Origin of the sequence: Burkholderia sp. Ac-20349, assembly GCF_017104865.1 — a bacterium.
GTDB classification, from domain to species: domain Bacteria; phylum Pseudomonadota; class Gammaproteobacteria; order Burkholderiales; family Burkholderiaceae; genus Burkholderia; species Burkholderia aenigmatica.
The window spans coordinates 20,567-47,404 of record NZ_JAAGPM010000013.1; the positions used below are offsets into that span (position 1 = coordinate 20,567).

The 26,838-nt window shown below is 68.6% G+C and carries 21 protein-coding genes and 1 pseudogene; 11 read left to right on the forward strand and 11 right to left on the reverse strand.

The features are described from left to right. Nucleotides 1-16: 16 nt before the first annotated feature. Together G3N61_RS07045 and G3N61_RS07050 are read left to right on the forward strand one after the other, a co-directional pair. Complete coding sequence (locus G3N61_RS07045; protein ID WP_027791787.1) at nucleotides 17-271, forward strand: hypothetical protein; 255 nt, start codon at nucleotides 17-19, stop codon at nucleotides 269-271. A gap of 289 nt (nucleotides 272-560) precedes the next feature. Continuing rightward, nucleotides 561-860, forward strand: a complete 300-nt coding sequence (locus G3N61_RS07050; RefSeq protein ID WP_175025163.1) for a DUF4148 domain-containing protein — start codon at nucleotides 561-563, stop codon at nucleotides 858-860. A 99-nt stretch (nucleotides 861-959) separates the two neighbouring features. Here the strand turns inward: G3N61_RS07050 and G3N61_RS07055 are convergent, their stop codons facing one another. From G3N61_RS07055 to G3N61_RS07080, 6 genes are all read right to left on the reverse strand, one after another. Then, a complete protein-coding gene (locus G3N61_RS07055) occupies nucleotides 960-2,750 on the reverse strand; it encodes a GGDEF domain-containing protein (protein WP_043191031.1) in 1,791 nt (596 codons plus the stop codon). After that, nucleotides 2,747-3,877, reverse strand: coding sequence for an extracellular solute-binding protein (locus tag G3N61_RS07060; RefSeq protein WP_043191034.1), 1,131 nt, complete (start codon nucleotides 3,875-3,877; stop codon nucleotides 2,747-2,749). The genes G3N61_RS07055 and G3N61_RS07060 overlap by 4 nt, the downstream gene beginning before the upstream one ends. Before the next feature lie 203 nt (nucleotides 3,878-4,080). Further along, a complete protein-coding gene (locus tag G3N61_RS07065) occupies nucleotides 4,081-5,667 on the reverse strand; it encodes an aldehyde dehydrogenase (NADP(+)) (protein ID WP_089452781.1) in 1,587 nt (528 codons plus the stop codon). Nucleotides 5,668-5,741: 74 nt separating this feature from the next. Beyond that, nucleotides 5,742-6,674, reverse strand: coding sequence for a dihydrodipicolinate synthase family protein (locus G3N61_RS07070; protein ID WP_205821952.1), 933 nt, complete (start codon nucleotides 6,672-6,674; stop codon nucleotides 5,742-5,744). Between the two features lie 31 nt (nucleotides 6,675-6,705). After that, nucleotides 6,706-8,280: an altronate dehydratase family protein gene (locus tag G3N61_RS07075; protein WP_205821953.1), complete on the reverse strand. Its 1,575-nt coding sequence runs from the start codon at nucleotides 8,278-8,280 to the stop codon at nucleotides 6,706-6,708. Between the two features lie 32 nt (nucleotides 8,281-8,312). Next, nucleotides 8,313-9,626 (reverse strand): MFS transporter, encoded by a 1,314-nt coding sequence (locus G3N61_RS07080; RefSeq protein WP_089452778.1) that lies wholly within the window; start codon nucleotides 9,624-9,626, stop codon nucleotides 8,313-8,315. Nucleotides 9,627-9,859: 233 nt separating this feature from the next. Here G3N61_RS07080 and G3N61_RS07085 point away from each other — a divergent pair, with 233 nt between their 5' ends. Continuing rightward, nucleotides 9,860-10,591 (forward strand): GntR family transcriptional regulator, encoded by a 732-nt coding sequence (locus tag G3N61_RS07085; protein WP_051890403.1) that lies wholly within the window; start codon nucleotides 9,860-9,862, stop codon nucleotides 10,589-10,591. Between the two features lie 39 nt (nucleotides 10,592-10,630). On the opposite strand, the gene G3N61_RS07090 is transcribed toward G3N61_RS07085, so the two are convergent. Beyond that, nucleotides 10,631-11,353 carry an FCD domain-containing protein gene (locus tag G3N61_RS07090; protein WP_043191108.1) on the reverse strand — a complete coding sequence of 241 codons (723 nt, stop codon included), beginning with the start codon at nucleotides 11,351-11,353 and terminating at the stop codon, nucleotides 10,631-10,633. Nucleotides 11,354-11,620: 267 nt separating this feature from the next. On the opposite strand from G3N61_RS07090, the gene uxuA reads away from it, so the two are divergent. The 6 genes from uxuA (at nucleotide 11,621) to G3N61_RS07120 (ending at nucleotide 18,516) form a co-directional block, all read left to right on the forward strand. Further along, entirely contained in the window at nucleotides 11,621-12,685 is a 1,065-nt protein-coding gene (uxuA, locus tag G3N61_RS07095; RefSeq protein WP_205821954.1) for a mannonate dehydratase, read from the forward strand. Between the two features lie 71 nt (nucleotides 12,686-12,756). Further along, complete coding sequence (locus tag G3N61_RS07100; protein WP_043191046.1) at nucleotides 12,757-14,067, forward strand: MFS transporter; 1,311 nt, start codon at nucleotides 12,757-12,759, stop codon at nucleotides 14,065-14,067. A gap of 129 nt (nucleotides 14,068-14,196) precedes the next feature. Then, nucleotides 14,197-15,630 (forward strand): PLP-dependent aminotransferase family protein, encoded by a 1,434-nt coding sequence (locus G3N61_RS07105; RefSeq protein WP_205821955.1) that lies wholly within the window; start codon nucleotides 14,197-14,199, stop codon nucleotides 15,628-15,630. An 80-nt stretch (nucleotides 15,631-15,710) separates the two neighbouring features. Next, on the forward strand, nucleotides 15,711-16,106 hold the full coding sequence (locus tag G3N61_RS07110; protein ID WP_089452775.1) for a hypothetical protein: 396 nt from the start codon (nucleotides 15,711-15,713) through the stop codon (nucleotides 16,104-16,106). Between the two features lie 197 nt (nucleotides 16,107-16,303). Next, nucleotides 16,304-18,088, forward strand: coding sequence for a nitrite/sulfite reductase (locus G3N61_RS07115; protein WP_043191054.1), 1,785 nt, complete (start codon nucleotides 16,304-16,306; stop codon nucleotides 18,086-18,088). Then, complete coding sequence (locus tag G3N61_RS07120) at nucleotides 18,085-18,516, forward strand: DUF934 domain-containing protein (protein WP_089452773.1); 432 nt, start codon at nucleotides 18,085-18,087, stop codon at nucleotides 18,514-18,516. Before G3N61_RS07115 ends, G3N61_RS07120 begins: the two co-directional genes overlap by 4 nt. 78 nt (nucleotides 18,517-18,594) lie before the next feature. Here the strand turns inward: G3N61_RS07120 and G3N61_RS07125 are convergent, their stop codons facing one another. The 3 genes from G3N61_RS07125 to G3N61_RS07135 form a co-directional block, all read right to left on the reverse strand. Continuing rightward, nucleotides 18,595-19,875 (reverse strand): virulence factor family protein, encoded by a 1,281-nt coding sequence (locus tag G3N61_RS07125; protein ID WP_205821956.1) that lies wholly within the window; start codon nucleotides 19,873-19,875, stop codon nucleotides 18,595-18,597. Next, on the reverse strand, nucleotides 19,872-22,466 hold the full coding sequence (gene mprF / locus G3N61_RS07130) for a bifunctional lysylphosphatidylglycerol flippase/synthetase MprF (RefSeq protein WP_089452771.1): 2,595 nt from the start codon (nucleotides 22,464-22,466) through the stop codon (nucleotides 19,872-19,874). Before mprF ends, G3N61_RS07125 begins: the two co-directional genes overlap by 4 nt. Nucleotides 22,467-22,901: 435 nt before the next feature. Next, nucleotides 22,902-23,816, reverse strand: coding sequence for a LysR family transcriptional regulator (locus tag G3N61_RS07135; RefSeq protein ID WP_175025179.1), 915 nt, complete (start codon nucleotides 23,814-23,816; stop codon nucleotides 22,902-22,904). Nucleotides 23,817-23,911: 95 nt separating this feature from the next. Here G3N61_RS07135 and G3N61_RS07140 point away from each other — a divergent pair, with 95 nt between their 5' ends. Beyond that, complete coding sequence (locus G3N61_RS07140) at nucleotides 23,912-24,349, forward strand: heme-binding protein (RefSeq protein ID WP_205821957.1); 438 nt, start codon at nucleotides 23,912-23,914, stop codon at nucleotides 24,347-24,349. 4 nt (nucleotides 24,350-24,353) lie between these two features. Continuing rightward, nucleotides 24,354-25,130, forward strand: a complete 777-nt coding sequence (locus tag G3N61_RS07145) for an SDR family oxidoreductase (protein WP_205821958.1) — start codon at nucleotides 24,354-24,356, stop codon at nucleotides 25,128-25,130. 42 nt (nucleotides 25,131-25,172) lie between these two features. On the opposite strand, the pseudogene G3N61_RS07150 reads toward G3N61_RS07145, so the two are convergent. Next, nucleotides 25,173-26,831 (reverse strand): annotated as a pseudogene (locus G3N61_RS07150) (flavodoxin domain-containing protein); the annotation flags it as partial. Between the last annotated feature and the right edge of the window lie 7 nt (nucleotides 26,832-26,838).

A 26,838-nucleotide genomic window follows, 5' to 3' on the forward strand; every position in this document is an offset into this window, starting at 1 on the left:
GCGTTAGACTGTCCGGATGGAACAATGCCGTTATTGCCAGAGAATCCGCGATGAATGGGATTGCCACGGTGACGAATGCCGCCGGGCAATCGCCAAGGCGCTGCGCCGGCAGCGTGCGGGCCTGCCCATGGTGCCCGATCGCATCCGCAACGAACTGCCGTCCGGCGCGCCGACCCAGCAGGTGATCGCCGTGCTGTCGCGCCAGCGCCTGCGCGCGCGCCGCGGCAACGAGGAACGCCGGGAACGCAAGGAAATCGACGACGACGTCTGATCCGGCAGCATCGCAGCCCCAGCCCCACCCTCGTCCTCTCCGCCCGCGCCTTCGCCGCCGGGCGCCCATCCGTGCACGCCCCCTGTGCCGCACGCATCCGCCCCCTCGCCCTTGCAAATCCGGCAACATCGAATAGGGACAGAAGGCGTTTGTCTCGGAATTATTGCCCCGGCTGCAAGGATCTTTCGCTGAAACCCACGTTTACCCTAGGTCACCCGACGCCTACGATGTAATCAACCGCTTACGACATGGTGTCGAACGCGGAAGCCAATAAACATCGGAGGTCATCATGAAATCGCTCGTTTCCGCAGTCGTTGCCGCTGTCGCCCTGTCCGCCTCGTTCGGCGCATTCGCCCAAAGCACCGTGACCCGCGCTCAAGTGCGCAACGAACTGGTCCAGCTTGAAAGCGTCGGTTACAAGCCGAGCCAGTCGAGCCCGCACTACCCGGCCGACATCCAGGCCGCACAAGCCCGCGTGCACGGCGCCGACAACAGCGGCTACGGTGCGCAACCGGCCGCAGCCGTCCAGGGCGGCGCACCGGCCGTGAAGGTGCAAAACCCGCGCGACTCGATCTACTTCGGCCACTAAGCCTGCCGCTGCGCGCCTTCGCGCGCAGTCCGCACCGGCCACGAGCCCGTCCCGCGACGGGCTCGTCGCGTTTGCATCGTGCGTATCAGCGGCCGGCCGTCACCGGCTGCCGCCCGACGCGACCCGGCCGGCCGCTTCGTCCGTCCCGCTGCCGGTGCCGCTCCCGCTGCCGACCAATTCCTGATAACGCACGAACGCGCGCTGCGCGGACGCCTTCGCCGCGTACATCGCCGCGTCGGCCTTGACGAGCAGTTCCTCGGCCGACGCGCCGTCGGCCGGAAACTCGCTGACGCCGATGCTCGCGCCGACGGCCATACGCCGGTCGCCGAACTCCAGTTCCTCGGCCATCACGAGCTGGATGCGCGACGCGACGTCGCCGATCACCGCCGGTGAACGCACGTCCGAAATCAACACGATGAATTCGTCGCCGCCGAGCCGCGCGACCATGTCGCCGCCGCGCAGTACGAGGCTCAGCCGCTTGGCGACCGCGACGAGCGCGCGGTCGCCCGCCGAGTGCCCATGCTGGTCGTTGATCTGCTTGAAGCGGTCGAGATCGACGAACATCACGGCCAGCCCTTCGTGCATCGCGGCCGCGCGCCGGATCGCGGCGTCGAGATGCTCCATGAACAGCAGGCGGTTCGGCAGCGCGGTCAGCGCATCGTGGCCCGCGAGGTGCGTGAGCTCCAGCTGCTTCGCGCGCAGCATCGCGACCTGCGTGCGGATCTCGACGCGCATGCTGTCGAAACAGCGCGCGAGCACGCCGATCTCGTCGGCGCGCCCGACCGGCAGCTGCTCGGCGGCCGGATCGTCGAACACGTGCGTCGCGGCACGCGCGAGCGTCTGCAGCGGCCGCGTGATCGCACGCGCGAACAGGATCGCGAGGATCACCGCGAACAAACTCGACACGAGCACCATCCGGACGATCCGTTCGCCGAGCATGCCGGCCGGCGCCAGCACGTCCCCCAGCGGGCGCGCCATCCCGAGCACGACGAAGCGGTTGCCCTCGTCGTGCCCGAACGGCGTGCGCGCGAACGCGAACATCTGCCCCGGTGCCTCGGCCGGATTGGCAAGGCCATTGACCGTAGCGTTGACGCGCGTACTGTCGAACAGCGCGCGCGTGACGGCAAAGCGGTCCTGCATCAGCACGCGCCGGCCGCGATCGAAGCCGAACGTCTGCGACGGATCGGGGTGCACGAGGAAATCGCCCCACTCGTTCGCGAGATACACCCCATAGTCTTCCGGCAGATCGCGCTCGAGCCGGTCGAACACGCGCGACAGCTCGACGTCGACGACCAGCGCGCCAACCGTCTGGCCCGACGTGTCGACGACCGGCGTGCCCACCCGCAGGATCGGCAGCCCTTCGGCTGCGTGCGACCCCGTCTCGTGGTTGATCACGATCGGCGACAGGTAGATATGGCCGGGCGCGGTCGCGAGCGTATCGAATACGTAGGAAAACTGTCCTTTCTCCTGGAACACGCTGTCCGGCAGCACGACGATGCCGTGCGCGTCGCGATCGACGCGGATGCGTTCGAGCCCGAAATCCCCGCGCGCGATCAGCCGGATCTGCAGGTATTCGGGGTGATTTCTCATGAAGCTGTAGAACACCTGCTCGAGCCGTGCGCGTGGCGCGCCATCCCGGTTGTCGCCGTCCGAGACCAGCGCGCACGACGGCAGCTGCGCGAGCACGAGCGCATCGTCCGCAACGTCGGACAGCGCAGTGGTAAAGCGCTGCCCGAGCAGTTGCGTCGACATCAGCAGGCTGTGCTGCGCTTCCTGCACGAGCATCGCGCGGTTCGCGCGATACGTGTAATAGCCGGTCGCGCCGGACGCGATCACGCCGATGCATGCGAATAGCACCGACAGTTTCGACGTGAGCCCGAGCCGGATCATTTTTCGAATCGCTCCGGACGGTCGCCCGACACGATGCGGCTCCACAACGATTCGCGTCGCGCGATGTCCTCGACGGGCTGGAGCCAGACGAGATGCTGGTGCCCGGTGTCGAGGCCCGGCGGCGGCGCAAGCGTGTTCGCGAGGCCCTGGCGTTCGGTCAGCAGCGCGCCGATCGCCGGTTCGAGCATGTAGTTGATCCACGCGAACGCGAGCTCGGGATGCTGCGCGCCGCGCGTGACGGCCCAGCAGTCGAGCCATGCGAGCGCGCCTTCGTCCGGAATCACGTAGCCGACGTCCGCGCCGGCGCGCCTGAGCAGTTCGACCTGCTGCGTGCCGTAGTTGCCGAACATCAGCGCCGCGCGATGCTGGACGAACAGCGCGGTCGCCTCTTCAGGAAGCGTGTAGTACGTCAGCAGGTTGCGACGCAGGTCGATCAGCTTGTGCGCGACCACGAGCGTCTGCGCGGGCGACAGGCGAAACGGATCGGAATAGCCGAGCGCCAGCGCCGTGAACGAAAAATTGTGCTGCGCACTGTTGAAGTCGAGCACCTTGCCGCGGTAGCGAGGATTCCACAATTCCCGCATCGAGTGCGGCGCAACCGGCACCTGCTTGCGGTCGTAGATCAGCCCCATCGACGAATACGTGAACGGGATCGCGTACGTGGCGCCCTCTTCCACGAGCCCGCCGATCGTCGCGAGTTGCTGGAAGTTCGGCAACTGCCGCCGCCGGTTCGGGATGCGCGACAGGTCGATCGGCGCGAGCAGACGTTCGTGCGCGTAGCGCTGGATCTCCGCCGTGTTCGCGGCCAGCACGTCGTACGGCGGTGGCGCGGCGCTGTGCATCCGCGTCCACAGTGCTTCGTCGGAATCGACGAACGTCACTTCGACGCGTACGTGAAATTGCGCCTCGAACGCGCTGACGACGTCGCTGTCCGCATAGCCCGGCCATGCAAGCACGCGCAGCACGTTGTCGTTGACGGCTTCGGGAGGGGCGGCGAACGCCGCAAGCGCAGCGGCAACCAAGCCCGCCGTCAAAATGATGAGCAGCCCGAACACGGCGATACGTACGCGCGTACGTGCGCCGATTCCCCTGATCAATCGGTCCCCGTGTGAATCGCCCGGCTGCATTCGACTGTCCTTTTTCGAGTCGATGCGATATCCCGCAACAAGACCATAAAACCTACGGTCGCGCAATCGGAAGAAGCCGTATACGGCGGTGCCGGCGCGGCCTCACCGGCGTCGTTGCACGTGCATCAAAGCCCGTCGGGCAAGCGGCCATTCATCAGTCGAAAGTACGCCATCACCGCGTCGCCCGCTCGGGAACGGACCCGTCACGCCTGCGCGTCGCGATGCCCGTCGATGGTGCGCGGCACGCCCTGCGGATTCGCGTCGCGCAGCGCATCGGGCAGCAGCGCGTCGGGCACGTCCTGATAGCAGACCGGGCGCAGGAAGCGACCGATCGCGAGGCTGCCCACCGACGTCGAGCGTCCGTCCGACGTCGCCGGATACGGACCGCCGTGCACCATCGCATGCCCGACCTCGACGCCCGTGCCGAAACCGTTCACGAGAATGCGCCCCGCGCGCCGCTCGAGCAGCGGCATGAAGGCGCGCGCCGCAGCGTGATCGCCGTCGTCGACATGCAGCGCCGTCGTGAGCTGCCCGTCGAGCCGCTCGACGAGCGCATGCATCGTGTCGAGATCCGGGCAGCGCACGACGAGCGAGGCGGGGCCGAACACTTCGTCGTGCAACTCGGGCTGACGAGCGAACCGGTCGGCCTGCGTGGCGAACAGCGCGGCGCGGCCCGCATGACGGATCCCGTCACCGGCCGCCGCGCCGCGCGCAAGCAGTTCGACACCGGCCTGCGCGCCCAGCCGCGCGACCGCCTCGTCGTACGCGCGGTGAATGCCGGGCGTGAGCATCGCGGCCGCGGGCAGATCGGTCAGCGCGGCGGCGGCCGCAGCCTCGAAGCGTCGCAGCGCGGGGCCGTCGACGCCGAGAATCAGCCCCGGATTCGTGCAGAACTGACCGACGCCGAGCGTCAGCGCCGCCGCGAATGCGCGGCCGATCGCCTCCGCGCGCGCGTCGAGTGCATGCGCAAACAGCAGCACCGGATTCACGCTGCTCATCTCCGCGTAGACGGGTATCGGCTGCGGTCGCGCAGCCGCGAGCGCCATCAGCGCGACGCCGCCGTGGCGCGAGCCCGTGAAGCCCACCGCCTGGATGCGCGGATCGCGCACGAGCGCGGCACCCACGTCGTAACCGTCGTCGAACAGCAGCGAGAACGTGCCATCCGGCATCGCACATGCGTCCACGGCATCCCGAATCGCACGGCCGACGAGTGCCGACGTGCCCGGATGCGCGGGATGCGCCTTCACGATCACCGGGCAGCCGGCCGCCAGCGCCGACACCGTGTCGCCGCCAGCGACCGAGAACGCCAGCGGGAAATTGCTCGCACCGAACACGGCGACCGGGCCCAGCGCGACGTGCTGCATGCGCAGGTCGACGCGCGGCAGCGGCTGACGCGCCGGCTGCGCGGGATCGATGCGCACGCCGAGGAAATCGCCCGCCCGCACGACCTGCGCGAACATTCGAAGCTGCGCGACGGTGCGTGCGCGCTCGCCTTCGATGCGCGCGCGCGGCAGGCCGCTTTCCGCGACGCAGCGCTCGATCAGTAAATCGCCGAGCGCGAGCAGCCCCTCGGCGATCGTGTCGAGCAACGCCGCGCGCGCGTGCAGCGACGTATGTCGATACGCATCGAATGCCTGTGCCGCCAGCGCACAGGCCGCGTCGACGTCTTGCGCCGACGCGCGGCCGAACACGGGGGCGAGCGCCGCTCCGGTTGCCGGGTCGATCGCCTGGAATCCCGCGGCGCCGACCACGCTGTGCCGACCGATCAGGGAAGCGCCAGAAATCTGCATGAATCGTCCTCGTTGAACATCATTGAATATCGTTGCATCGTGAAAGCGTCGAACCGTGCCGTCGCGCGCCGCGCTCAGCGGCCCCAGCGCAGCACGAGCGGATCGAGCGAGCGGGCGATCCGCAGCAGGCTCGCTCGCGTGTCGGGGTGCATCATCGGCAGCGGATGACGCACGGCGTCCGACGCGATCACGCCGCCGGCCTTCATCAGCGCCTTCGCGGTCGCGATGCCGCCCTGGCGGTTCTCGTGATTGATCAGCGGCAGCCAGTGCGCGTACTCGCGCTCGGCTTCGTCCGCACGGCCGGCGGCCCATGCGTCGACGATCCGGCGGATCCCGTCCGGATACGCACCGCCCGTCATGGCGCCCGTCGCGCCCGCTTCGAGATCGGCCATCAGCGTGATCGCCTCTTCGCCGTCCCACGGCCCGACGATCGCGTCGCCGCCGAGCCGGATCAACTCGCGCAGCTTCGCGGCCGCCTGCGGCACCTCGATCTTGAAGTACGACACGTTCGGAATCTCGATCGCCATCCGCGCGAGCAGCGCGGCCGGCAGATGCGTGCCGCTCGCCGGCGCATCCTGGATCATGATCGGGATGTCGATCGCATCGGAGACGCTGCGGAAGAACTCGACGATCGCCGCCTCGCCCGCGCGAAACGTCGCGCCGTGATACGGCGGCATCACCATCACCATCGCGGCGCCCGCGTCCTGCGCACGGCGGCTGCGCTGCGCGCACACGGTCGTGCCGAAATGCGACGTGGTGACGATCACCGGCACGCGACCGGCCACGTGCTCGAGCACGCAGTGCATCACCGCGTCTCGCTCGTCGTCGGCCAGCGAAAACTGTTCGGAGAAGTTCGCGAGCACGCACAGGCCGTTCGATCCAGCATCGATCATGAAGTCGACGCAGCGGCGTTGTCCGTCGAGGTCGAGACGGCCATCGTCGGTGAAGATCGTCGGTACGACGGGAAACACGCCACGATAGCGCGTGGATGAAACGTTCGATTGCATCAATGGCACTCCTTGCCGCAGGGAATTCAAATCAGGTAATCGCGCCGATCTGCCACGGCACGAATTCGTTCTGCCCGTAGCCATGCAGCTCGCTGCGCGTCGCGTGGCCGGACGCCGCGTCGAGCATCATCCGAAACAGCGTCGCGCCGAGCGCGTCGATGCGCACACCGCCGTCGAGCACGTCGCCGCAGTTCAGGTCGATGTCGTCGGCCTGCCGCCGCCACAGCGCACTGTTGGTCGCCAGCTTCAGCGACGGCGTCGGTGCGCAGCCGTATGCGGAGCCGCGCCCCGTCGTGAAGCAGATCAGGTTCGCGCCGCCCGCGACCTGCCCGGTCGCGGAGATCGGGTCGTAGCCTGGCGTATCCATGAACACCAGCCCTTTCGAGCGAACCGGCATCGCGTATTCGTAGACGTCGACGAGATTCGTGCTGCCGGCCTTCGCGATACCGCCGAGCGATTTCTCCAGGACGGTCGTGAGGCCGCCTGCCTTGTTGCCGGCCGACGGGTTGTTGTTCATCGCCGCGTGATGGCGCGCGCAATAGTCCTCCCACCAGCGGATGCGCTCGACCAGCTTCTCGCCCACGGCACGCGACACTGCGCGACGCGTGAGCAAATGCTCGGCGCCGTAGATCTCCGGCGTTTCGGACAGGATCGCGGTCCCGCCGTGCTTCACCAGCAGGTCGACCGCCGCGCCGAGCACGGGGTTCGCGGTGATGCCCGAATAGCCGTCGGAGCCGCCGCATTGCAGGCCGACCGTCAGGTGGCTCGCGTCGACGGGCTCGCGCCGCACGTCGTTCGCGGCGGCGAGCATCGACTCGACGAGCGCGATGCCCTTCTCGATCGTCTTGCGCGTGCCGCCGCTGTCCTGGATCGTGAACGTGCGCAGTCGCGCGTGCTCCGTCAGCCCCTGGGTTTCGAGCAGGCGCGGAATCTGGTTGGTTTCGCAACCCAGCCCGATCACCAGCACCGCCGCGAAATTCGGATGGCACGCATAGCCGCCGAGCGTGCGCTGCAGGATCGCGAGCGCATCGCCGTCGGGATCGACCGCGCAGCCGACGCCGTGCGTCAATGCCACCACGCCGTCGACGTTCGGATACGCGGCAAGCGCGTCGGGGTGGATGTCGCGGCGGAAATGATCGGCGATGGCACGCGCGACCGTCGCCGAGCAGTTCACCGACGTCAGGATGCCGATGTAGTTGCGGGTCGCCACCCGGCCATCGGCGCGCACGATGCCGTCGAACGTCGCGCGCTGCGCGTCGGGCACGAATGCGGTGTCGCGCGTGCCTTCGCCGAACGCGTAATCGCGCGCGAACTCCCCCATGTCGAGGTTGTGCGTGTGGACGTGCTGGCCGGGCCGGATCGGCTGGCTCGCGAAGCCGATGATCTGGCCGTAGCGGCGCACGGGCGCGCCAGCGTCGATCGCGCGCGTCGCGACCTTGTGACCGGGCGGGATCAGCCCCGCGACGCTCACGCCTTCGTCATCGAGGCGCGTGCCGCTGACGAGTTGCTCGACGGCGATGACGACGTCGTCGGCGGGATCGAGCCGGATCGTGCGTGCGCGCAACGCGGCCGGCGCCTGACGGGTTTCGGTGGGAAATGACGACATGATTCGGTTCCGGTTGAATCGGGCGACGGGCTTCAGTCGAGGCCCCGGTCGCGGTAATCGATGAGGCTCGCGCAGACGGCCAGGCCGAACGCCGCGACGACGAAAAACATCAGCGCGAGGAAATAGGTGCCGGTGAACTGCACGATGAGACCGATCAGGATCGGCACGATGACGCCGACGATGTTGCCGCCGAAGTTCATCGCGCCCGCGAGCAGGCCCGCACGGGACTGGCCGCCGAGCGTCGCGGGCACGCCCCAGAACATCCCGCACCAGCGGATGAAGAACAACGCGATCGACAGCAGCACGACGACGCTGACGAGCCCCGTCGCGAAGCTCACCGCGAGGATCGCCGCGGCAGACGCAAGGCCCGCGACCGAGAACATCACGCGCATCACGCGGTTCGGCGCGCCGCCGGCCGCGCGCCACTTGTCGGCCAGCCAGCCGCCGAACAGCTCGCCGATGAAGCCGCACATGAAGATGATGAAAGTCGCGCCGCCCATCTGCTTGAGGTCGAAGCCGTGCGCCTTGTGCAGGTAGCTGGGCATCCACGTCATCAGCCCGTAGAACACGCTGTTGTAGCAGGCCCAGCTCGCGAACATGAACAGCACGGAACGGTCGCGCAGCAGCTCGCGAAACGGCACGCTCGCCTTCGGCTCGCCGGCGCGGGCCGCGGCCGCATGCACGGTCACGTGCTCGAGCTCGGCCGCGTTCACGCCGGCATGCTCGGACGGATGGTTGCGGATGTACCACCACGCGAAGATGCCGACCACGATCGTGCCCGCCCCCGCGACGACGAACGCGAGCCGCCACGAGCCGAGGCCCGCGATCAGCGCCGTGATGATGATCGCGCCGCACGCCGAGCCCAGCGGTGCCCCGCCATCGAGCAGCGCGGCGCCGCGGCCGCGCTCGGCCGGCGTGAGCCACGAACCCGCGAGCTTCGCGCCGGCGGGCATGATCGGCGATTCGGCGATGCCGAGTCCGAGCCGCGTCAGCAGCAGCGGCACCCAGCTGAAGCACACGGCCGCGACGGCCTGACAGGCGCCCCAGCCGATCGTCGCGAGGCCGACGATGGTGCGCGCCTTGTAGCGGTCGACCAGCAGCCCGCTCGGGATCTGCATCAGTGCATACGTCCAGAAGAATGCGCTGAGCAGCACCCCTTCCATCGCGGGCGACAGACTGAATTCGGTCGAGATGATCGGCAGCGCGACGGACAGCGACGCGCGGTCGATGTAGTTGATCGACGACAGCAACAACAGCAGCCAGAAAATCCGCCAGCGCACGGCGGTCGGCGCGGCGGTCGAGGCCCGGGCCGTCGGGCGGGGGCCTGCTGAGTCTTCGAGGTGCATACGTGTCTCCTGTGGGGATGAGTCGCCGGTCGCGCCTTCTTCGAAGCGTCGGCCAACTAATATATTAGTTGGCAATTATAGAGATGCCTCCCGGTGTCGATACGGGGGTAAACCCGGGAATCGGTCGACCGACGATCCCCGCCGAGCCGCCGATATCGAGTTGCGCATTAATATATTGGTCGACCGGTATCCATCGATGCATGCCGGCCCGCCTGCCACCCTCTAGCCAATTCATGAAGTCAGAACGCACCACCCAGGACACCTTCATCGCCCGCCTGATCCCCGCCGATTTCACACTGGACCGCTCGCAGGCCCTGTCCGTGCAGATTCACGCGCTGTTGCGCGACGCGATCGTGACGATGACGCTGCTTCCGAACGACGTCATCTACGAGCGCGCCATCGCGGAGGCGCTCGGCGTGTCGCGCACGCCCGTGCGCGAGGCGCTGCTGCAGCTCGCACGCGAGGAGCTCGTGCTGATCGCCGCGCAATCGGGTACCTTCGTCGCGCCCGTGAAGCGCGAGCAGTTCGTCGAGAGCGCGCTGATCCGCAAGGTGCTGGAGACGGCCGCGATCCGCCGCGCGGCCGAAGTCATCAGCGCGCGCGAGCTCGAACAGCTCCACGACATCCAGGATGCGCACCGGCGCGCGATCGAACGCGGCAACGCGGTCGCGGCGATCGCGTGCGACAACGCGTTTCATGCCACCGTCAGCGCGGCCGCGCGGCTACCGCGCGTGCAGCAGCTCGTCGAGATCGTGCGCGCGCCGATCGACCGTGTGCGGCACGTCACCGTCCGCGACCCGATCGTCGGCGAGGTCACGCTTGCGCAGCACCAGAAAGTGCTCGACGCGCTCGAGCGGCACGACCCCGATGCGGCCGAGCGCGCACTGCACGAGCATCTCGACGATGCGTACGCACGGCAGCAGCGCGCGTACGACCAGCATGTGGGGTTGTTCGAAGGGATTTGAAGGTGGTCTAGCGGCGGCCGGCGGCCAGCAGCCGGCGCGTCAGCGCCACGCCTGAGTGAATTCCGCGATCACGCGCGACAGGTGCGCAGCCATCGCATCGCGTGCGGCGGCCGCGTCGCGCGCCATGATCGCCGCGAAGATCCGCTGGTGATCGTCCTGCGACGCCTCGCGCAGCGCGGTCGAGTGAAAATGCTCCTCGATCTTGTCCCACAGCGGATCGCTGCGCGCGCAGTCCCACATCGCCGTGACCATGTGCAGCAGCACCGTGTTGCCGGTCGATTCCGCGATACGCAGGTGGAACTGGCGATCGGCCGCGTCGTAGGCGGCCTTGTCGTCCATCTGCTCGCGCATCGTCGTCAACGAGAAGAACAGCCGGTCGAGATCCGCATCCTTGCGTTCGGTCGCCGCGAGCGCCGCGACTTCCGCCTCGATCAGCCCGCGTGCGCGCAGCGTCTCGATCGGCCCCGGGCCGCGCGGCACCTCGAACGTCACCGGCCGCGCGGCATCGGCCGCGGACACATAGATACCCGAACCGATCCGCACTTCGACGATCCCCTGCACCTCGAGCGCAATGATCGCCTCGCGCACCTGCGTGCGGCTCACGCCGAACTGGTCGGCCAGGCTGCGCTCGGACGGCAGCCGCGCGCCGGCCTCGAACGCGCCGGCGGCCACCATCGCGTGAATCTGACGCGCCAGGCCGATATAGGAGCGGTCCGCGGCATCGGTGTCGCGGCTGGCGGGCAGGCTGGAAAGATCGGTCATCGAAAGGCTCGCAACGGGCTGGCCGGCGCCGTCGCGGCACCGGATCGCCAAAATGGTACACCAATTCCGGCCCGCATCCGGTTCGGCGTGTTGGTCGATGTGCCGGGGTCCTGACTGCAGTGCCATGCCAGCCGGCTCCGAACCCGACAACTGGTAAACCACTATCCCGCACAACTGGCATACCAATCATAATCCGCACACCGGAGACGGGCCGGCCGCTGCCGCCCGTCCGCCCGATGCAACAACCGCCAGCCAGGAGCCGCTCCAGTGAAGATGTCATTCCGTTGGTACGGCGAGTCCGATCCGGTCTCGCTGCAATACATCCGCCAGATCCCGGGCGTCACGCATATCGTGTCCGCGATCTACGACGAACCGGTGGGCGAAGTCTGGCCCGCGCACAAGATCGATGCGCTGAAGGCGACGATCGAGCGCGCCGGCCTGCAGTTCGAAGTCGTCGAATCGGTGCCCGTCCACGAGGACATCAAGCTCGGCAAGCCGGGCCGCGACCGCCTGATCGACCACTACCGTCAGACGATTCGTCATCTCGGCGCGGCTGGCGTGCGCGTGATCTGCTACAACTTCATGCCCGTGTTCGACTGGACGCGTACCGAGCTGTCGAAGACGCTCGACGACGGCTCGACCTGCCTCGCGTTCAGCACCGACGCGGTCGACCGGATCGATCCGGACGACGGCATCGCGCTGCCGGGCTGGGATTCGAGCTACCAGCCCGACCAGTTGAAGGCACTGCTCGCCGAGTATCGCGACGTCGACGAGGCGGCGCTGTGGGCGAACCTCGAATACTTCCTGAAGGCGATCATCCCCGTCGCCGAGGAAGCCGGCGTGAAGATGGCGATCCACCCCGACGATCCGCCGCGCCCGATCTTCGGGCTGCCGCGCATCGTGAAGAACCGCGACGATCTCGCGCGGATCCTGCGCATCGTCGACACGCCCGCGAACGGGCTGACGCTGTGCTCGGGCTCGCTCGGCGCGGGCCCGCAGAACGATGTCGAGGCACTCGTGCGCGAATTCGGCGCGATGGGCCGTATCCACTTCGCGCACATCCGCAACGTGAAGGTTGACGCGAACGGCGACTTCGAGGAAACCGCGCATCTGTCGAGCTGCGGTTCGCTCGACATCGCCGCGATCGTGAAGGCGTACCACGACACCGGCTTCACCGGCTACGTGCGCCCCGACCACGGCCGCATGATCTGGGGCGAGACGGGCAAGCCCGGCTACGGCCTCTACGACCGCGCGCTCGGCGCGGTCTACCTGAACGGCCTGTGGGAAGCGCTCGCGAAGTTCGACCGCACGCCGCCGCACACCACCCGATAACCCGCCCATCGAGGCGGCCGGCGCAGCGGATCGCCGGCCGCCCGTCACGACATTCCGCGCGGAGACACCACATGCCACGCATCCGATGGGCCATGATCCTGATGTGCTTCCTGGCCAACGTCATCAACTTCATCGACCGCGCGAACCTCGCGATCGCGGCGCCCAGCATCCGCGCCGATCTCGGCCTCGACGCGGTCGGCATGGGGCTCGTGCTGAGCGCGTTCTTCTGGACCTACGCGTTCCTGCAACTGCCGGCCGGCTGGTTCATCGACAAGGTCGGCGTGCGCGTGAGCCTCGCACTCGCGGTCGGCTGGTGGTCGGTGTTCACCGTCGCGACGGGCGCCGCGCGCGGCCTCGCACAGCTCGTCGGCGTGCGGCTGATGCTCGGCGTCGGCGAAGCGGCCGCGATCCCGTCGTTCGCGAAGGTCGCGTTCAACTGGTTCCCGCGCAGCGAACGCGGGCTCGCGAGCAGCATCTTCGACAGCGGCTCGCGCGTCGGCTCCGCGCTGTCGCTGCCGCTCGTCGCGTGGCTGATCTCGATCGTCGGCTGGCGCGGGTCGTTCGCGATCACGGGCGGCATCGGCATCGTGTGGGCACTGGCGTGGTGGTTCGTCTATCGCGACCCGGAACGCTATCGCGCGATTGCGCCCGATGCGGTCGATGCGCTGCTCGCGCAACGCGGCGCACCAACCGTTGCGGCCGCAACCGACGGCCCGAAGGTGTCGTGGCTGGACCTGTTCCGCTACCGCACCGTGTGGGGGATGATGATCGGCCTGTTCTGCCTGAACTTCGCGATCTACTTCTTCATCACGTGGTTCCCGAGCTACCTGCTGCAATCGCGCGGCTTCTCGCTCGCGTCGCTCGGCACGTGGGGCATGCTGCCCGCGCTGCTCGCGATTCCGGGCGGCTGGCTCGGCGGCTATGTGTCGGACAGCCTGTTCCGCCGCGGCTGGAGCGCGACCGCTGCGCGCAAGACCTGCCTCGTGATCGGGATGCTGCTGTCTTCGTCGATCGCGCTGTCGGCGTTCGTCGAAAACGTGTGGGCCTGCCTCGGCCTGTTCGCGCTGGCTTATGCGAGCCTGTCGTTCGCGGGCGCCAACGTGTGGACGCTCGTCGGCGAAGTCGCACCGACGCCCGCGCATGTCGCGTCGCTCGGCGGCATCCAGAACTTCGCGGGCAATCTCGCGGGGATCTTCATCACGACGTTCACGGGCGTGATGCTGTCGATCACGAAGGGTTCGTTCGTCGTGCCGCTCGCGGTGGCCGGCGCGTTGTGCGTGGTTGGCGCGCTGTCGTACCTGTTCATCGTCGGCAAGGTCGAGCCGTTGCCGCCGCTGCGCGGCGCGGCGAACCGGCAGAACGTCGAACCGAACGCGGCCTGACACAACCGGAAAGCGCGGCCGACGCGCCTGCGCTTTCCTTTTCGGGCCGCGCATCGGACAATGAGCCGCGCCCGCCGGCGCGGCGCCGCTCCGGCCCGCGCGTGGCGACGGCGCGCGCCACCCTCGCCGATGAAACGCTACGAAACCCTCGCCCACACGATCGCCGACGACATCCGCAACGGCAACCTCGCCGTCGGCACGCGCCTGCCGTCGTTACGGCAGATCATTGCGCAGCACGGCGTGAGCCAGTCGACGGTATTTCGCGCGTACTACCTGCTCGAACAGTGGGGGCTGATCCGCGCGCGCGAACGTTCGGGCTACTACGTCGCGCCGGGCGCCACGCCGGCAGCGAGCCCGGCTGCCAAGCGCCGCGCAAGCCGTGCCGGCGCCACGCGCAAGGTCGACATCAGCAGCCTCGTGTTCTCCGTCCTCGACGCGGCCACGCAACCCGGCATCGTGCCGCTCGGCTCCGCCTTCCCGGCGCCGCAACTGTTTCCGCTACCGCGTCTCGCGAAATCGCTCGCGCAAGCCACGCGGCTCGTCAGCCCGTGGAGCACGGTCGTCGACCTGCCGCCCGGCAACGAGGCGCTGCGCCAGCAGATCGCGCGGCGCTATCTCGCGACGGGCATCTCGCAGCCGATCGACGAGATCGTCGTCACGAACGGCGCGCTCGAAGCGCTGAACCTGTGCCTGATGGCCGTCACGCGGCCCGGCGACGTCGTGGCCGTCGAAGCGCCCGGCTTCTATGCGGCGCTGCAGGCGATCGAGCGGCTCGACCTGCGCGCGGTCGAGATTCCCGTCGATCCGCGCACGGGCCTCGACCTTGAAGCGCTCGCGAACGCGCTCGACCGGCACGACATCCGCGCGTGCTGGTTCATGACCAATTTCCAGAATCCGACCGGCGTCACGCTGTCCGCCGAGAAAAAGCGCGCGCTCGTCGAGTTGCTCGCCGCGCGCGAAGTGCCGCTGATCGAAGACGACGTGTACGGCGAGCTGCACTTCGGCCCCGACTATCCGCTGCCCGCGCGCGCGTTCGATCGGCACGGCCTCGTGATGCACTGCAGTTCGTTCTCGAAGACGCTCGCGCCCGGCTACCGGATCGGCTGGGCCGCCGCCGGCCGGTTCGCGGAGAAGGTGCAGCGGCTCAAGCTGATGACGACGCTGTCGGCCAGCATTCCCGCGCAGGTCGGCATCGCGAACTATCTCGAGCACGGCGGCTACGACCGGCACCTGCGCAAGCTGCGCGGCGCGCTGCACACGCAGCTCGACCGGATGGACGACGCGCTGCGGCGCTGGCTGCCGACCGGCGTCGAGTGGGTGCGGCCCGAAGGCGGCTATTTTCTGTGGCTCGCGTTTCCCGACGCGATCGACGCGATGGAACTGCATCGCCAGGCGATCGCACGCGGGATCAGCTTCGCGCCGGGGCCGCTGTTTTCGGCCGCGCACGGCTTCGAGCGCTGCGTGCGCGTGAACTTCGGCCATCCGTGGAGCCGCGACATCGAGCATGCGATCCGCGTGCTCGGCGAGCTCGTCGCGCAGCCTTCGGTGCGCAAGGGCGGTTGAATCGCGCACGGTGCGCATGGTGCTGCACGCAATCCACCCGCGGGTTACAGTGCTGATCCCGCCGCCCTTCATGAATTCCCATGAGTCAACTGCCCTACCTCGATCACGACGCGCTGTTGAAACTGACGGCTGAAGCCGCGCACGTCACGCAATCGTGCACCTGCACGAAAACGCCGCTCGCCGGCTGGACGACCCTGCCGCTGTCGCTGCAGGACGCGCAACTGATCGAAGTCGCCACGCTCGCGCCGCCCGGCGACACGGAGCCGACCTACGCCGAATATCATCCGGGCGGCACGCACTACGCGTCGGACGACGCGCCGATCGCCCTGCGCCATTTCCCGTACAACCGCTGCACCGTCAATCGCTGCCGCTCGTGCGCACGCCTGTTCCTGCGCTACCAGGAAGGCGGCGGCTACTTCATCGACCAGCGCATCCGCGCGCTCGATCCGGCGCGCGTCGTCGACGCCGACGCATAACCACCCGCCACGGGCATGCACGCATGCCCTACCCGCGCCGGCGCCCCGCCGGCCATCTGCTGCGCCCATTTCGTCCCGATCTGCTGCTTGTCCCGCCGCACCGCGTTCCCTACGCTGTCTCCGGTTGCCTGACACCCGTCGCAACGTCTGTCCCAAGCCGCGCGCTTCGCGCCGCGGCGCCTCTCGCGTATCACGTCATGTATCGATATACCGTTTTCGACCGGGCGCTCGTGCACAGCCGCGCCGCCCAGTTTCGCGACCAGCTCGAACGCTGGCAGCACGGCACGCTGAGCGAAGACGCGTTCCGGCCGCTGCGCCTGCAGAACGGCTGGTACGTGCAGCGCCACGCGCCGATGCTGCGCGTCGCCGTGCCGTACGGCGAACTGTCGAGCGCGCAGCTACGCGTGCTCGCGCGGATCGCGCGCGACTACGACGTGCCCGACGACGCCACCTACCGCGCCGCATGCGACGCGCAGGCGTTGCTCGGCACGCTGCGCCTGCCGACCCGCAGCGCGCACTTCACGACGCGCACCAACGTGCAGTTCAACTGGATTCCGCTCGCGAAAGCAGCCGACGTGATGGACCTGCTCGCGACCGTCGACATGCACGGCATCCAGACGAGCGGCAACTGCATCCGCAATATCTCGTGCGACGAGCGCGCCGGCGTCGCGCCGGACGAGATCGCCGATCCGCGCCCGTTCGCCGAGGTGATGCGCCAGTGGACGACGCTGCACCCCGAATTCGCGTTCCTGCCGCGCAAGTTCAAGATCGCGATCACCGGCGCGGCCGAAGACCGCGCGGCCACCGACTGGCACGACGTCGGGCTGAAGCTCGTGCGCGACGACGCGGGCGCGCTCGGTTTCCGCGTGAGCGTCGGCGGCGGGATGGGCCGCACGCCGACGATCGCGACGCTGCTGCGCGCGTTCCTGCCGTGGCAGCACGTGATGAACTACATCGAGGCGATCGTCCGCGTGTACAACCGCTACGGACGGCGCGACAACAAGTACAAGGCGCGCATCAAGATCCTCGTCAAGACCGAGGGGCAGCGCTACATCGACGACGTCGAGGAGGAGTTCCGCCAGATCGTCGATCACGACGGCGCGCCGCACACGATTCCGCAGGTCGAGTTCGACCGCGTCGCCGCGTCGTTCGTCCCGCCGCGGCTCAAGCCGCGCACGGCCAGCCTGCGCGACGCGAACCTTCGCGTGTCCGCCCAGGCGGCACGCCATCCGGCCTTCGCGCGCTGGCTCGCCCGCAATGTCGCCGGCCACCGCGACCCGGCGCTGCGCATCGTCACGCTGTCGTTCAAGCGCCGCCTGCAGGCGCCGGGCGACGCGTCGCCCGACCAGCTCGATGCGCTCGCCGATCTCGCCGACCGCTTCTCGGCCGGCGAGGCCCGCGTCACGCACACGCAGAACGTCGTGCTGCCGTGGGTGCATGTCGACGACCTGTTCCTGCTGTGGGAAAACGCGCGCGCGATCGGGCTCGCCAGCGCGAACGTCGGACTCCTGACGGACATGATCGCGTGCCCGGGCGGCGACTTCTGCGCGCTCGCGAATGCACGCTCGATCCCGATCGCCGATGCGATCGCCGAGCGCTTCCAGGATCTCGACATGCTGCACGACGTCGGCGACATCGACCTGCACATCAGCGGCTGCATCAACTCGTGCGGCCATCATCACAGCGGCCATCTCGGCATCCTCGGCGTCGACAAGGACGGCGCCGAGTGGTACCAGGTCACGCTCGGCGGTTCGGACGGCTCGACCGCGAGCGGCCCCGCGCGGCCGGGCAAGGTGATCGGCCCGTCGTTTTCGGCGGACGAGATCGTCGATGTCGTCGATGCGATCGTCAACGCGTATCTCGACGCACGGATCGATGAGGACGGCCGCAGCGAACGATTCATCGACACGGTGCGCCGCATCGGCGCGGAACCCTTCAAGGCCGCCGCGAACGACGCGCGCCACCAGGCGGAGCACGCATGAAGCAAGCACACCCGACCGCACGCATCCGGCTGCTGACGCCGGCCGAACACACCGGCGACACGCAGCCGCACGACGCCGCGACGCTGACGATCGGCAACGACGAGGAACTGCCGCCGCTCGCCGCGCAGATCGCACAGGCTGCGCGTATCGACCTGCAGTTTCCGTCGTTCACCGATGGCCGCGCGTACAGCCAGGCGTACCTGCTGCGCAAGCGCTACGGCTTCGCCGGCGACTTGCGCGCGACCGGCGACGTGCTGGTCGACCAGGTGCTGCTGATGGAGCGCACGGGGTTTTCGAGCGCGGTGCTCGGCGACGGTACGGACATCACGGCCGCGCGGCGGCAGCTCGACCGGTTCCCGGGCTTCTATCAGCGCGATGCGAGAACGGCACTGCCGCAGCAGGACGCGGCCACGCCCGCCGGAAAATGAAACGGGCGGCCCGCAGGCCGCCCGTACGATGAACCGGAAGCTACCGGCCGGTGCCCGCCGCGAAGCGGGCGCCGGCGTTCAGCGCGCCGCCACCGGCTTGTCGAACGCGCCGAGGATCTTCTTCTCGAGCGCGATGTAGTCGCGGCCGAAGTGGTGATCGCCCTGCGTCTTGATCACGTCGACGCCCGTGTTCACCAGCGCCGGACACATCGTGTCCTTCTCTTCCGCGCCGTAGAAACACTGCACGAGCTGCGGCGGCACCTTCGCCATTTCCGGCGCGACCTTCAGCGCCTTGTCGCTCGCGGGCATGCCGAGCCAGCCCGTCACGCGGATCTGGAAATCGGCGGCCGGCGCGAAGCCGAGCAGCGACATCACGGCGACCTTGTCGCGCAGGTCGGCCGGCAGCCGGTTGTACGCGAACGGCATCACGTCGGCGCCGAACGAGTAGCCGACCAGCGCCACGCGATTCGCATGCCAGCGCGCCGTGTAGGTGCGCATCACGCGCGCGAGATCGCGGCTCACCTGTGCCGGCGGCTTCTCGCTCCAGAAATAGCGCAGGCTGTCGATGCCGACCACCGACACGCCGTCGCGCTGCAGCGCCTCGGCGATCGTCTTGTCGAGATCGCGCCAGCCGCCGTCGCCCGAGATCACGATCGCGAGCCGGTCGCTGCCGCCCTTGGCCGGCAGCTCGACGAGCGGCAGGTCCGACACGTCGAGCTCGTCGCCGCTGGTGGCGTCCCGCAGATGCGACGTGACCAGCGACACCAGCTTCGTGCTATCGCCCGCGGCAGCCGTTTCGACGAAACCCGGCATCGCGCGGCGCACGATCGTCGGATCGGGCGGACACGGCTTGAAGCGCGGATCGAGCTTCGCGGCCGGATCGACCGATACGACGCCGGCGATCGTGTTCTCCGGCGCCATCGACAGGATCTGCTTCGCGATCGCGCCGCCCTGGCCCACGCCCGCGACGATCGGCGTGAAGTAGCGCGACGATTGCGCCAGGCGTTCGAGCTGGTGGCTGACCGCTTCGGCGTCGCCGTCGAGGTGGTGGCAGGTCTCCTGCTTCGCGGCGAGATTCATTGCATACCGCTCGGAATCGACGCCGACCGTCATCGCACCGGCCTTCGCCAGCGCATCGGCGGCCTGCTGGTCGGCCGCATTCCAGCCGGCCTCGCGCGAGAACAGCACGACGAAGCCGCGCAACGGCCCACTGGGTTTGGTGACGGTAACGGGCCCATAGCGGCCGCCCGATACGGTTTCGGCCTTCACTGCGGCTGGCTGCGTGGCGCACGCGGCGCCGGCCAGCATCATTCCCGCGCAGGCGGCTGCCGCCCGCGCGATTCCCTTCTTCAACATCATGAGCGCCGACCTCCAGCCAGCAATGACAGATCCGCCAGCGTGACGAACACGCCGACCGTGCCCGAGGCCGCGAGATAACGCGGCTCCCAGTGCGGTTCGAACTTGCTCTTGAATGCGCGCAAGCCGCGGAAGTTGTAGAAGCGGCCGCCGAAGCGCCAGACCATCAGGCCGATCCGGTGCAACGGCGACGGCATCTTCGCCGCCCCCATCCCCGAGAACGGCGCGATGCCCAGGCTCAGCTTGCGGAAGCCCGCTTCCTTCAGATGCAGCGCGAGCTGCGTAAACAGATATTCCATCGCATACGGCGACGCGTCCGGCAGATGGCGCATCACGCCGACCGTTGCCTCGGTGTTGAGGTCGGTCGTCATGAACGTGACGAACGCGATCGGCTTGTCGGCCTGACGCACGAGCATCACCGACTGCGTCGCCAGATAGCCGTCGTGGAACGCGGCGACCGAGAAGCTCTTCTCGCGCGCGTCGCGGCTGTCGAGCCAGCCGTCCGAGATGTCGCGCAGCGCCGGCAGCGCGGCCGGCACGTCGCACGGCGCGATCACCTCGACCGTCAGCGCGTCCTTGTCGCCGCGGCGCAGCGCGTAGCGCAGGTGCGACCGGTTCGAGCCCTTCAGGTCGAACTGGTCGAGCGCGATATGCGCTTCCTCGCCGAGCTTCATCAGCGTGAGCCCCGCGTCGAGATACAGCGGCAGCGCGTTCGCACGCACCTGGTAGAACGCCGCACGGCCGCTATGCGCATGCGCGAGCGCGATGAACTTGCTGATCAGTGCCGGCCATTCCTCGCGCGGCCCGACCGGGTCGTGGAGCGCGGCCCACGTGCGGCCGTTCTTCGCATACATCAGGAATGCCTGGCGCGACTCCGAGAACAGGAACGACTTGTCGCCCATCAGCGCAAGGCCCGCATCGCTGCATTCCTGCGCGCGGATGATCCGTTCGGCATCCGACAGATCCTGCGCCGCGGGCTTCACGAAACGGCCGGGCGCCGGGCGCAGCAGTTGCCACAACGCGAACAGCGCGACGAACACGCCGGCCGCGAGCGTCGCGCGCAGGGCACGCGGCGCACGCGCGTCGAACGAGAAATGCGACCACAGCTCGCGCGTGTACGGCACGTCGCGGAACGCGAAGAACAGCACCCACACGGCCAGCATCAGCACCATCGCCACCGACACGAACCAGCTCACCGTGAAGCGCTCGGCCAGCAGCGACGAATGGCGGTTGAAGCGGCGACGGCTGACGAGCAGCAGCACCAGCAGCGTGCCGAGCACGCCGGCCTCGACGAATGCGAGGCCCTTCACCAGCGACAGCCCGAGGCTGGCGAGCGTCAGCGCGAAAGTCATCCACCATGCGCCGTCGAGACGGCGCAGCAGCCCGCGCGCGACGAACAGCAGCGCGACGCCGAGCACGCTGCAGATCACCTGCGAGCCTTCGAGCACCCACAGCGGCACGAGGTGGCGCAGGATCGCGATCCGGTGCCAGAACGCGGGCGTCGCGCTCGAGATCACCAGCATCCCGCCGACCGCGAACGTCACGAGGCTCAGGAACACCGGCGCGAGCTGCGACACGCGCACGGCCTGCCGCGTCACGAGCCGGCGCCGCAGCGCGCGGCCTTCGAAACCGGCCAGCAGGCCGGCCGACAGCACGAGCGGCACGCCAAAGTAGATTGCGCGATACGCGATCAGCGCGGCCACCATCGCGTGCGGCGGCACTTCGCGGCCGAGCGTGAAGACCATCGCGGCTTCGAACACGCCGATCCCGCCTGGCGTATGGCCGATCATCCCGAGCAGCAACGCGGCGGCGTAAACAGTAATGAAGGTCGGGAAGCCGACCGGCGCGGCCGGCAGCAATACCCACAGCGTCAGGCCCGCCGCGACGACGTCGAGGACCGCATAGACGACCTGCGCGACGAGATCGCGCCGCGCCGGCACGTCGAACGACAGCCACTTGAAGCGCGTGACGACCGGGCGCGCGGTGTTGCCGCACATCACGACCATCGCGGCCAGCGCCACCAGCAGCACCGCGCCGGTCCAGGTCAGCACGCCGGGCGCGACGTGCAGCATCGCGGCGAGCGCCTCCGGCACGCAGACCATGCCGATCGCCGTCATCCACACCATCGCGAGCGCCAGCGTGCCGCTCGTGAACACCGTCATCCGGCCGATCTGCGCGGGCGTGACGCCCGACACGCCGTACACGCGGGCACGCACCGCGCCGCCCGTCAGTGCGCCGAAGCCGGTCGCGTTACCGAGCGCGGATCCGGCGATCGCGCCGATCCACAACGCGACGCGCGGCACCTTCGCGGCGACGTAGCGCAGGCCGACCGCGTCGCGGGCGACGAGCGCGAGATAACTGAGGGCCGTCGCGGCCAGCGACGCGCCCCACTCGCCGACGGACATGTGACGCAACTCGCGGATCACCGACCGGTAGTCGACGGATTCCGACAGGTGCTGGAAAACCACGATCAGCAGCAGGCCGATGCCGAGCGCGAGCAGCGGCGACAGCAGACGCTCGTTGCGGATCAGCGCCCGGACACGGGCGATCACCGCCGCGGCGCGGCCGGGCGAACCAGAGTGGCGGGAAGACATAGAGTGTTCAGTGGTGGTGCATAGCGTGTCGCGGCGCAAGGCGGCCAGGCGGCGACGTATCTGGTTGTTCTGCGTGGGCGGTCGGCCGAAGGAATGGGCAGGTGGCGCCTGGATCAGAACTTACGAGTATACGGAATTTATATTACAGAATCTTTCAGGTTCGGATTGTGCGGATTTGTCGTGCCGCGTGCGTAAAAATCGCATCAAAAATAGTGCGTCCGACAAACGCAAGGTGCGCATCATACCGGGAACCGGACACGATTTTTCATCGGATGAATGGCCGGTGGCGGATTGGGGAGAAATTCTCCCGGCCGGGCGGCACGGGCGAGGACAGATTCACCGGCCAGCGCGGCCCTTCCGAAATGGGGACGGGGTCGTCTGCGTGACCGGCGCTTGCCCTGTTCCGACCCGGAACACTCGCCCCCGTTACTGCGGCTACGCGTCGTCCGCACCGTTGCGTTCACGCAGCACGTCGATGAACGCACGCAGCTTGGCCGGCACGTGCTTGCGATTGACGTAGTAAAGCCACATCGGCGGCAGCGTGCGGCATGCACCGGGCAGCACCTCGACGAGCGTGCCGTCGCGCACGTCCTGCTCGATCCGCTCGCGCATGAACGCGAACGCGATGCCGACGCCCGCGCGCGCCGCATCGATCACCGCGTCGGCGTCGTTCGTCACGAACACGCCGTCCGGATCGAGATCGACGTCGCGCTGCCCGTCGCGCAACAGCCATTTGTGCAGGCGTCCGCTCTCCGAGAACCGGAAACGGATGCACGCATGCCGCTCGAGCGCCGCAATCGACTCAGGCGCGCCATACCGTGCCAGATAGCCGGGCGACGCAACCAGCGCACACGTCAATGCCGGCGCGATCCGCACGCCGATCATGCCCGGCTGCAGCCGGTCGGCCAGGCGAATCCCCGCATCGAACCCGTCCTTCGCGATATCGACCAGCTCGTTCTCGTAGCGGATCTCGAGCCGGACTTTCGGGTAGCGTTCGCGGAACGTGGCGAGCACCGGCGCGATCACGAGCGCTCGCGCCAGCGGCAGCGCGGTCACGCGCAACAACCCGTTCGGCTCGCTGCGTGCATCCTTCAGCTCGTCGCGGGCCTGCATGACCTGCCGGTAGGCAGGCTCCGTCTGCCGCCAGTAGCGCTGGCCGGCTTCCGTCAGGCTCACGCCGCGCGTGCTGCGATTGAACAGCTTCACGTTCAGCTCGCCCTCGAGCTGCCCGATCGCGAGGCTGACGGCCGCCGGCGTCAGGCCCAGCGCGGCGGCGGCACGCGTGAAGTTTCCGGCCGTCGCGACGGTCATGAACACGTGCAGCCCGGCCATCGGATCGCGTCTGCTCATCATTAAAAAAACTTGAAACTCCTTCGAGCGGAATGCGGATTCTCCCATATACCGCAACTGCCTACACTGGCACTGTCGTCCTCCCGGAGCCTTGCATGAACCCGCTCACCGCCGCGCTGCCGCTCGCAGCCGCCCGCCGCACGATCGACGCGGCACTTGCACATGCCGCATCGCTGCAGGTCGCCGGCATCGCCGTCGCGATCGTCGATGCCGGCGCGAACCTGCTCGCGTTCGCGCGCACCGACGGCTGCTTTCTCGGCGCGATCGATCTCGCACAACGCAAGGCGCTGACGGCGGTCCGCTTCCGCGCATCGACCGGCGCGCTCGGTGCGATGTCGGGCGACGGTCCGCTGCGCGGCATCGAACACAGCCACGGCGGGCTCGTCACGTTCGGCGGCGGCGAACCGCTCGTCGACGGCGACGGGCGCTGCGTCGGCGCGATCGGCATCTCGGGCGGCAGCGTCGACGAAGACACCGCGATCGCGCAGCACTGCCGCGACCGCTTTCCGGCAACGTTCCACTCCACAAGGTAAGCACATGGCACAGAAACGCATCCTCATCACCGGCGCGGGCACCGGCTTCGGCCACGAAGTCGCGCTGCGCCTCGCCGAACGCGGTCACGACGTAACGGCCGGCGTGCGCGTCACCGCCGAAATCGACGCACTGACGGCCGCCGCCACGCAGCGCGGCACCGCGCTGCGCGCGATCAAGCTCGACGTGACGTCGCCTCACGATCGCGCCCGCGCGGCCGATCTCGATATCGACGTGCTCGTGAACAACGCGGGCGTCGGCGAAGCCGGCGCGCTGGTGGACCTGCCGGTCGAGATCGTCCGCGAGCTGTTCGACGTCAATGTGTTCGGGCCGCTCGAACTCACGCAGCAGATCGCGCGCGGCATGCTCGCGCGCCGGCACGGCAAGATCGTGTTCGTGTCGTCGATCGCGGGCCTGATCACGGGACCGTTCACGGGCGCCTATTGCGCGTCGAAGCACGCGATCGAATCGGTCGCCGAGGCGATGCACGCGGAACTCGCCCCGCACGGGATCAAGGTCGCGGTCGTGAACCCCGGCCCGTACAGCACGGGCTTCAACGACCGGATGATGGAAACGACGCGACGGTGGCGCGATCCGGCCGCGCATACCGTGACGCCCGAGCGGCTGACGTTCCCGCTCGAACAGCACGATCCGGAGGAAATGATCGCGAAGATGGTCGACGTGATCGACAGCGACGGCGGCGCGTTCCGCAACCTGCTGCCGAAATCGTCGGAAGCGTTCGTGCGCGCCGAACAGGCACGCGCGTGGGAGCGGCAGCAGTAACCCGCCGGCGGAGCGGCGGACCGCACGCCGCCGCTCGCGCGTTCAGTACACGTCCCGCATGTAGCGGCGTGCCTTCGAGAGTCGCGCGACGTAGTCGTTCGCGGCTTCGTCCGACATCCCGCCATGCTCGGCGACCACCGCCTTCAGCGCCGTGTCGACGTCCTTCGCCATCCGCGCGGCATCGCCGCACACGTAGAAGTGCGCGCCTTCCTCCAGCCACGCGAACAGCTCGGCGCCCTGCTCGCGCATCCGGTCCTGCACGTAGATCTTGTCGGCCTGGTCGCGCGAGAACGCCAGGTCGAGCCGCGTCAGGAAGCCGCTGTCGTGCATCGCGCCCAGTTCATCGCCGTAGTAGAAATCGGTCTGTGCGTGCTGCTCGCCGAAGAACAGCCAGTTGCGCCCACGCGCGCCGCGCGCCTGCCGCTCGTGCAGGAAGCCGCGAAACGGCGCGACGCCGGTACCGGGGCCGACCATCACGATCGGCACGTCGCCGTTCACCGGCGGCCGGAAATGCGCGGACTTCTGCACGAACACCGGCACGCGGCCGTCGTCCGCGCGATCGGCGAGGAACGTCGACGCAACGCCTTTGCGCGCGCGCCGGCCGTTGTGATAGCGCACGGCCGACACGGTCAGGTGGATCTCGCCCTGGTGCGCGCTCGGGCTCGACGCGATCGAATAGAGGCGCGGCTGCATGCGCTTCAGCATCCCGACCAGTTCCGTGCCCGACAGCTCGACCGGAAATTCGTGCAGCACATCCGCGAGCTGCTGCCCCCACAGCCATTGCTTCAGGTCGCCCTTGCGGTCGTCGCCGAGCAGCGACTTCAACGCGCCGTTCGCGCTGCGCGACGCGATCAAGGCGAGCGTGTCCGGATGCGGGCGCGTGATGTCGAAGTGACGCGCGAGCGCGTCGCCGAGGCGCACGTCGCCGACGCCCGCCACCGACACGGGTGCGTCGGCCTTCAGCGCGGTGACGGCCAGCAGTTCGTCGACCAGTTCCGGGCAGTTGGTCGGCCACACGCCGAGCGCGTCGCCGGTTTCGTATTCGAGGTTCGCGCCTTCGGTCGACAGCGATACATAGCGCGTGTCCTTCGCCGCGCCCGGACGGTTGAGCCGCAGGTTCGCGACGAGCTTCGACGGCGCCGGATGCGCCTTCGTCGGCAGCAGCCCTGACGGGCTCATCCCGCCGGACGGCACCGCGTGCAGCGCGGCATCGGCCTCCTTGATCCGCGCGACGACGCGTTCGAGCCACTGGTCGGCGTCGCGCTGGAATTCGACGTCGCAATCGACGCGCGCGCAAAGACGCGCCGCGCCAAGTTCCGCGAGCCGCGCGTCGAGCCGGCGGCCGTGGCCGCAGAACTGGTCGTAGTTGCGATCGCCGAATGCGAGCACCGCGAAGTGCACGCCGTCGAGGCGCGCGGCGCTGCCGGCCTGCAGCGCTTCCCAGAATTCGCTGCCGTTGTCGGGCGCATCGCCGTCGCCGAACGTGCTCGTCATCAGCAGCACGTATTGCGCACCGGCGAGCGAAGCGAGCGGATAGTCGGACATGCACGCGGTACGGATCTCGAAGCCCGCGTTCATCAGCTGCGTCGCGTAATCCTCGGTCAGCGATTCGATGTTGCCGGTCTGCGACGCCCACAACAGCACGACCTTCGGCCGCGTGCGCACGATCCGCACGCCACCGGACGCGCCGGCATCGGCCGGCGGGTTC